This window comes from Streptomyces sp. NPDC003300, from assembly GCF_040610915.1.
Classification (GTDB): domain Bacteria; phylum Actinomycetota; class Actinomycetes; order Streptomycetales; family Streptomycetaceae; genus Actinacidiphila.
This window is the reverse complement of record NZ_JBEXNE010000004.1, coordinates 399,340-406,482: the sequence shown is the minus strand read 5'-3', so window position 1 is coordinate 406,482 and position 7,143 is coordinate 399,340. Positions and strand designations below refer to the sequence as shown.

At 73.9% G+C, this 7,143-nt stretch carries 5 protein-coding genes; 3 read left to right on the top strand and 2 right to left on the bottom strand.

The window, feature by feature from the left end; all coding sequences use genetic code 11:
* The first annotated feature begins 624 nt into the window (after nt 1-624).
* Nucleotides 625-3,471, top strand: coding sequence for a BTAD domain-containing putative transcriptional regulator (locus tag ABZX65_RS08915; RefSeq protein ID WP_355336388.1), 2,847 nt, complete (start codon nt 625-627; stop codon nt 3,469-3,471).
* 88 nt (nt 3,472-3,559) lie between these two features.
* Here ABZX65_RS08915 and ABZX65_RS08910 read toward each other — a convergent pair whose 3' ends face one another.
* Nucleotides 3,560-3,826, bottom strand: a complete 267-nt coding sequence (locus ABZX65_RS08910; RefSeq protein WP_355336387.1) for a DUF6295 family protein — start codon at nt 3,824-3,826, stop codon at nt 3,560-3,562.
* A gap of 2 nt (nt 3,827-3,828) precedes the next feature.
* Complete coding sequence (locus ABZX65_RS08905; RefSeq protein WP_355336386.1) at nt 3,829-4,584, bottom strand: dienelactone hydrolase family protein; 756 nt, start codon at nt 4,582-4,584, stop codon at nt 3,829-3,831.
* A 48-nt stretch (nt 4,585-4,632) separates the two neighbouring features.
* On the opposite strand from ABZX65_RS08905, the gene ABZX65_RS08900 reads away from it, so the two are divergent.
* Together ABZX65_RS08900 and ABZX65_RS08895 are read left to right on the top strand one after the other, a co-directional pair.
* A complete protein-coding gene (locus ABZX65_RS08900; protein ID WP_355336385.1) occupies nt 4,633-5,259 on the top strand; it encodes a MarR family transcriptional regulator in 627 nt (208 codons plus the stop codon).
* Nucleotides 5,260-5,377: 118 nt separating this feature from the next.
* Nucleotides 5,378-7,039, top strand: coding sequence for an MFS transporter (locus ABZX65_RS08895; protein WP_355336443.1), 1,662 nt, complete (start codon nt 5,378-5,380; stop codon nt 7,037-7,039).
* Nucleotides 7,040-7,143: the final 104 nt, after the last annotated feature.

Here is a 7,143-nt window from a genome sequence, read left to right as displayed (position 1 = left end):
TCACCCGCGCCACCGCCGTGGCTGAGCACGCCCACGCGGCGGCAGCCGCACATCAAACACAGCCCCGCGCCCCTAAAAACCCGTGCCTGACCCCCGTACAAAAAACGGTCCGCCCCACCCGGGGGCGCGGGGAACTGCGCGGCCCGCCCCCACCGGGCTGCCAGCCCGAAAACAACCGCATCTGCCCCACCGGGGCCGGTTCTTCACCCGCGCCACCGCCGTGGCTGAGCACGCCCACGCGGCGGCAGCCGCACATCAAACACAGCCCCGCGCCCCTAAAAACCCGTGCCTGACCCCCGGACAAAAAACGGTCCGCCCCACCAGGGGCGCGGGGAACTGCGCGACACGCCCCCACCGGGCTGCCGGCCCGAAGGCAACCGCATCGGCGGCGTACGCAGGGGCACGGCCTTGCGGAGAGGCGAGGCGGTCTTCCCGCGCCCGGAGGGCGGGAGGGGGCGAAGTGGTCGGGTCCGGCCGCGGCGTGCCGCGCCCCCGTTGCGGCGGTGGATGGACCCACCCGCGCCGCCGGGCCGGACCCGGAGGTCAAGCATGGAGGGGGGCGCCAACCGGCCGCTAACATGGGGCTAACGCGCCGTTCGGGGGAACGGCCAGAGAGGGCCACGGATGCGGTTCGAGCTGCTCGGAGCTGTGACCGTGGAGGGTGGCGGCGTCGGCTCGGCGAAGGCGCGGGCACTGCTGGCCGCGCTGTTGAGCAGTCCGGGCCGGGCGGTGCGCCCGGAGGCCCTGAAGGCGGCGATGTGGGGCGAGGAGCCCCCGCCGACGGCGACGGCGTCGCTGCACAATCATGTGGCCCGGCTACGACGGCTGTTGGCCGAGGACGACCGCCCGGGTTCGCGCCTGCGGGCGGTCCCGCAGGGCTACGTACTGGACGTGGCGGTCGGCGAGCTGGACGCCGAGGTGTTCGTACGGCATCACGCGGCGGCGCGGGCGGCGCACCGGGACGGGGACTGGCCGGCGGTGCTGGCCGAGTGCCGGGCGGCACTGGCGCTGTGGCGCGGCGACCCGCTGGCGGACGTACCGGCGCTGTCGGACCCGCTGCGGGCGTACGCGGCGCATTTGGCGGAGGCCCGGCTCCAGACCCTGGAGTGGCGGTTCGACGCGGAGTTGGCGCTGGGCCGCCATCAGGGAATGGCGGCGGAATTGGCGGCGCTGACGGCGGCGCATCCGCTGCGCGAGCCGTTCCACCGCCAGTGGATGCTGGCCCTGCACCGAACGCACCGGCAGGCGGAGGCACTTGCCGCCTTCCACGACCTGCGCCGCACGCTGGTCGACGAGTTGGGCGTGGAGCCGGGCCCCTCGGTGCAGGCCGCGTACCGCGAGATCCTGGCGGCCCCCGAGGACGAAGCGGCCCCGCAGGAATCCCAGCCGTCCACTCCCCCGGCCCAACTCCCGGCCGACACCGGCGACTTCACCGGCCGTACGGACGAATTGGCCGCGCTGCTCGGGGTGATACGCCCCTGCGACCCGGACGCCCCGCGCGTGGCGGTCGTCACCGGCATGGGCGGCATAGGCAAGACGGCGCTCGCGGTGCACGCGGCGCACCGGGCGCGCCGCGACTTCCCCGACGGCGTGCTCTACGCCGACCTGCGCGGCTTCGGCGCGGGTGACGCGCGCCGCCCGCGCGACCTGCTGGCCCGGTTCCTGGGCGATCTGGCCGACGGCGGCGCGCCGGGCACCGGCGGCGCGCTGCCGCTGCCGGACGACCCGGACGACCTGTCGGCGCTGCTGCGGCAGGCGCTGCACGGCCGCCGGGTGCTGCTGGTGCTGGACAACGCGGGCGACGCGGCGCAGGTGGTGCCGCTGCTGCCGGGCCGCGGCGACAGCGCGGTGATCGTGACGAGCCGCAGGACGCTGGCGGATCTGCCCGGAGCGGTACGGCTGCCGCTGGAGCCGCTGGGCGCGGAGGAGCAGCACCGGCTGCTGGTCGCGGTGTGCGGGCAGCAGCGGGTGGCGGCCGAACCGGCGGCGGCGGCCGGGGTGTTGGCGGCCTGCGGCGGACTGCCGCTGGCGCTGCGCATAGCGGGCGCCCGGTTGGCGGCCCGCCCCAACTGGCCGCTGACCGCGCTGGCGGAGCGGCTGGACGGCGCGGGCGACCGGCTGCACGCACTGTCCGCGGGCGGCCTCGCCGTGCAGGACACCTTCGCGATGAGCTATCTCGCGATGCGTGACAGCCCGCAGGCCGCCGAGCGCGAAGCGGCCCGCGCCTTCCGGCTGTTGGGCCTGTGGCCGGGCCATCCGCTGGACCTCGTCCCGGCCGCCGCGCTGATCGGCCGCGACCCCGCGCCGGCCGAGGACCTGCTCGAAGCGCTGGTCGACACGCACCTGTTGCAGACTCCGCGGGCCGGCCACTACTCCTTCCACGACCTGTTGGGCGAGTACGCGGCGACCCGCGCCGCCGAGGAGGTGCCGCCGCGGGTCCGCGAGAACGGCCTGCGCCGCCTGCTGGTCTGGTACACGGTCACGGTCGCCGGGACCGCGGCCCTGCTCGCGCCCGAGGGCCATCCGATACCGCCGCTGCACGAGCAACCGGCCGTGCCCCCGCTGGAGTTCGACAGCGAGGAGGCCGCGCTGCGGTGGTGCGTCAAGGAGCTGCCCGCGATCAAGGAGGCGATACGGCTGGCGGCGGCGCGCCGCTGGCCCGACGTGGCGTGGCGGCTGGCGGCGGGTCTGTTCGGCTACGCGCAGGCGTACTGGTGGACCGGTGAGTGGGACCTGTGCCTCCAGGAGGCGATGGCCTGCGTGGAGGAGACCGGGGACGTCCAGGGCAGGGCGTGGATGCACAGCAGGCTCGGCGTCGCGCACGGCATGGCCGACCGGGTGGACCCGTGCCTTGAGCATCTGGGCGTCGCCCGGCGGTACTTCGAGGCGGCGGGCGACCTCCAGGGGCAGGCGGCGATCCTCAACAACCTCTCGGGGCTGCACCACGCGCTGGGCGACCACGATCTCGCGCTGGAGTACGGCAGGCAGTCGCTCGACCTGCATTACGCGGTGGGCGACGCCGACCGGGTCGCGACCGTGCTGGGCAATCTCGGTGACGCGCACCTGGGCGCGGGCGACCCGGCCGCCGCGATCGCCTGCTACCGGCGGGCGTTGGGGATGTGGCGCGAGCGCGGGCTGCTGACCAGCACGGCGCGCAGCCTCACCAGCCTCGGCGAGGCGCTGCGCACGGTGGGCCGGTACGACGAGGCGGTCGCCGCGCTGGAGGAGACGGTCGCGATCCTGGACCGGCTCGGGGACCGCGGTACGGCGGCCGACACCCTGGAGGTGCTGGCCCGTACGCACTTCGAGCGCGGCGACCCCGCCTCCGCCCGCAAGCACTGGGACCGGGCCCTGGAACTCGCCCGCACCTACCGCCTGGAGGCGAAGGCGCGGACGATACTGGCGGGCCTGGCGCGACTGGACGCGTGCGAGTCGGCGTGCGTGCGGCAGAGCGAGGACGGGGTCGCGTAACAGAGGACGGGGTCGCGTAGCAGCGGGGCCGGGTGCCCGGCCCGAACTCCGCCGCGCGGCAAGGGCCTTGGGCCCGCGGGCCCGGTGGTCAGACGGCCATCTCGCGCGGCACGGCCGCCAGCGCGTCCTGGATCGCGGTGATCAGCGCCCGCGCGGAGTCCGCGGTCAGCTCCAGGGCGACGCGGGCCGAGGGCCCCTTGGCGGGGGCGGCGAAGTCGATGTTCAGGGTGTGCTCGGCCAGCGCGTGCACGGGGTGGTCGAAGTAGACGGTCACGTCGGTGACGTGGAACCAGGAGCCGCCCGGCCCCTTGGCGCTGCCCTCGACCTCGGCCTTGACGGTGGAGTACGTGCACATGGTCAGCCCTCCAGGTGCTTGCCGTAGAAGTCCGCGATCCGCTCCCAGCCGTCCTGGACGGCGGGCACGTTGTAGTTGGGGCGGTCGACGGCGAAGAAGCCGTGCCCGGCGCCCTCGTAGCTGTGGAACTCGTACTCCTTGCCGAGGTCGGTGAGGATGCGCTCCAACTCGGCGACCTCGGCGGGGCTGGGGTGGCTGTCGGCGGCGCCGAACAGGCCGAGCAGCGGGGCGCGGAGGCTGGGGAGCTGGTCGACGAGGTTGGTGATCCGCAGGACGAAGCCCTCGGGGACGGTGCCGGTGACGAAGGCGCCGTAGCAGTCGACGGCGGCGTCCACGTCGAGGTGGCAGGCGCTGAGCACGGCCTGACGGCCGCCCGAGCAGTGGCCGATGACGCCGGCCTTGCCGTTGGAGGTGGGCAGGGCGCGCAGGTACGCGACCGCGCCCTCGACGTCGCCGACCAGCCGCTCGTCCGGGACCCCGCCGTTGGCGCGGCCGACCGCGGCGGCGTCGTCGGGGGCCGCGCCGGGGGCCTCGCGGTGGAAGAGGTTGGGGCAGACGGCGTCGTAGCCCATCTCGGCGAACCGCCGCGTCATCTCCTTGGTCGGGCGGTCGTATCCGGGCAGGTGGTGGATGACGACGACACCGCCGCGGCGGTGGTCGCCCTCCGGTCGGGCCACGTACGCCTCGATCTCGTCGCCGCCGTGGCCGGTGATCGTGACGGTGGTGGCGGTCAGCGAACCGCTGGGGGAAACAGTCATGCGCCAGCTATACCATAAGCCTGGACTGATAAGTTTATACTGATCATCATGACGACCAGCAGCGACGCGGCTGGCACCGCGGCCGACCCGACCGGTACGGCGGCGAGCCCGGCCGGTACGGCGGCGAGCCCGGCCGGTACGGCGGCGAGCGCGAGCCCCGGCCCCCGCGCGGCGGGCGGCGCGTCCGCATCGGCGAACAGCCCGGCCGGTCCCGACGGTCCGGGAAGTCCGGCCGGTCCGGGTCGTCCGGCCGAGGCCGGACGCATCGCGGTGGACCTGCGCGTGGCGCTGAGCCCGCTGGTGCGGCGGCTGCGGCAGGTGAAGCCGGACGGGGAGCTGACCTTCTCGCAGATCTCGGCCATGGTCCGGCTGGACCGGGAGGGCCCGGCCACCGCGACGGAGCTGGCCGCGGGCGAGGGCATCAGGCCGCAGTCGATGTGCACGATCATCGGCGTGCTCCAGGAGCGCGGCCTGGTCGTCCGCGACCCCGACCCGTCCGACGGCCGCCGCATCGTCGTCTCCCTCAGCCAGGCCGGTCTCGACGGCCTGCACGGCGCCCGCGCCGAGCGCGCCCGCCGTCTGGCCCGCGCGATCGACGAGGAGCTGACCCCCGAGGAGCAGCGGCTGCTGGCCGACGCGATTCCCCTGCTGGAGAGGATCACCCGCCGTGTCTGACCCCGCGGAGCCCGACCCCTCGGACATACCCGCCCGCGCCGCCCCGCCCGGTCCCGGCCCCGCGGGCCCCCGCCCCGACCGCTACAAGTGGATCGCGCTGTCGAACACCAGCCTCGGGATGTTCATGGCAACCGTGGACTCCTCGATCGTGATCATCTCGATGCCCGCGATCTTCCGCGGCATCCACCTGGACCCGTTCGCGGCCGGGAACATCAGCTACCTGCCGTGGATGATCATGGGGTATCTGCTGGTCACCGCGGTCCTGGTGGTCACCCTCGGGCGGCTCGGCGACATCGTCGGCCGGGTGCGGATCTACAACCTCGGCTTCGTCGTCTTCACCCTCGCCTCGGTCGCGCTCTCCTTCGACCCCGCGCACGGCGGCGCGGGCGCGATGTGGCTGATCTGCTGGCGGATCGTCCAGGCCGTGGGCGGCTCCATGCTGATGGCGAACTCCGCCGCGATCATCACCGACGCCTTCCCCGCCGAGCAGCGCGGCATGGCGCTGGGCATCAACCAGATCTCGGCGCTGTCCGGCCAGTTCGTCGGCCTGGTGCTGGGCGGGCTGCTGTCGGCGTGGGACTGGCGGGCGGTGTTCTGGGTCAATCTGCCGTTCGGCATCCTCGGCACCGTGTGGGCCTACCGCTCGCTGCGCGAGACCTCCACGCGCAGGCAGTCCCGTATCGACTGGTGGGGCAATCTCACCTTCGCCGTCGGCCTCGGTCTGCTGCTGGTCTCCATCACCTACGGCATCCAGCCCTACGGCGGCCACACCATGGGCTGGCTGAGCCCGAAGGTGCTGACCGGGCTGATCTCCGGCGTCGTGCTGCTCATCGTCTTCGTGGTCGTCGAGACGCGCGTGGCGCAGCCGATGTTCCGGCTCGCGCTGTTCCGCAGCCGCGCCTTCGCCGCGGGGAACGCGGCCTCGCTGCTGGCGGCGGTCGCCCGCGGCGGCCTCCAGTTCATGCTGATCATCTGGCTCCAGGGCATCTGGCTGCCGCTGCACGGCTACGCGTTCGACGACGCGCCGCTGTGGGCCGGGATCTTCCTGCTGCCGCTGACCGCCGGGTTCCTGATCGCGGGGCCGCTGTGCGGGTGGCTGTCCGACCGGTACGGCGTACGGGCGTTCACCACCGGCGGTCTGCTGGTCTTCTCGCTCAGCTTCGTCGGCCTGCTCCTGCTGCCGATCACGTTCTCGTACTGGGCGTTCGCGCTGCTGATCATGTGCAACGGGATCGGCTCGGGGATGTTCTCCGCGCCGAACACCTCGGCGATCATGAGCAGCGTGCCCGCCACCGACCGCGGCGCGGCGTCCGGGATGCGCTCGACGTTCCAGAACTCCGGGATGTCGCTGTCGATCGGGGTGTTCTTCTCGCTGCTGATCGTGGGCCTGGCCGACCGGCTGCCGTCGGCGCTGGACAGCGGGCTGCGGGCGCAGGGCGTGCCCCCGGACGTGGCCCACCACGCGGCGTCGCTGCCGCCGGTCTCGACGGTCTTCTCGGCCTTCCTCGGGGTCAACCCGGTGCAGACGCTGCTCGGGCCGACCGGTGTGCTGGACACCCTGCCCGCGCACAACAGGGCGGTGCTGACCGGGAAGGAGTTCTTCCCGCACCTGATCTCGGCGCCCTTCCACCACGGGCTGGTGATCGTCTTCGCGACGGCGGCCGGGATGGGCCTGCTGGCCGCCACCGCGTCGCTGCTGCGCGGTGGACCCGCGACGCGGGCGGTGACGGCCGAGGCCACGCCGCCCCAGGTCAGGGCCGGTTCAAGACGATCGAGTTGACCGGGGTGAGGTTGTAAGACCAGTGGTCGTTCAGCTCCAGGGTGATCCGGCAGTCGCCGCCGTTGTACTGCCAGCAGAGCTGCGAGCGCGGCGGCGCCCCGCGT

Coding starts and splice junctions, on each gene's coding strand:
- ABZX65_RS08915 (WP_355336388.1), top strand. CDS start 625: ATGCGGTTCGAGCTGCTCGGAGCTGTGACCGTGGAGGGTGGCGGCGTC.
- ABZX65_RS08910 (WP_355336387.1), bottom strand. CDS start 3,826: ATGTGCACGTACTCCACCGTCAAGGCCGAGGTCGAGGGCAGCGCCAAG.
- ABZX65_RS08905 (WP_355336386.1), bottom strand. CDS start 4,584: ATGACTGTTTCCCCCAGCGGTTCGCTGACCGCCACCACCGTCACGATC.
- ABZX65_RS08900 (WP_355336385.1), top strand. CDS start 4,633: ATGACGACCAGCAGCGACGCGGCTGGCACCGCGGCCGACCCGACCGGT.
- ABZX65_RS08895 (WP_355336443.1), top strand. CDS start 5,378: ATGTTCATGGCAACCGTGGACTCCTCGATCGTGATCATCTCGATGCCC.